Below are 335 nucleotides of genomic sequence, written 5' to 3'. Positions count from 1 at the left end.
CGGCGGCATTCGTCGTTCTGTCCCGCTGTTCTCCTCCCGCATCGCGGTTGACGCACGGGAACGGGCGCCCCTCCTGGTGGAGGGGCGCCCGTCGCGTGGTGCTGGTGGTGTTACCGGATGACGTTGATGGTGCGCTGGTCAGCAGGGCCGTTGAGGTTGCCCTTGGTGATCTGCTTGGTGAACAGCGTGTACGCCTGCGGGGTGAGGGTGCGCTCGACGGAGATCGTCCAGGCGCCCTGACCGTTCACCGTCGCGGAGCCCAGGCGGCTCACGGTGCCGTTCAGGACGACCTTGGCGCCGGGGGCACCGGTCCCCGTGAAGACGACCTGGTCGCC

Annotated in this window: 1 protein-coding gene; it reads right to left on the bottom strand. The window is 69.0% G+C overall.

The features are described 5' to 3' along the window. Positions 1-110: 110 nt before the first annotated feature. Positions 111-335, bottom strand: a 225-nt coding sequence (locus tag BIU95_RS18745; protein ID WP_175470766.1) for a hypothetical protein, incomplete at its 5' end; no start/stop codon positions are given.

Origin of the sequence: Curtobacterium sp. MCBA15_007 (genome assembly GCF_001864905.1) — a bacterium.
GTDB lineage: Bacteria > Actinomycetota > Actinomycetes > Actinomycetales > Microbacteriaceae > Curtobacterium > Curtobacterium poinsettiae.
The sequence above is the reverse complement of the archived record's forward strand: the minus strand, read 5'-3'. Positions and strand labels throughout refer to the sequence as shown.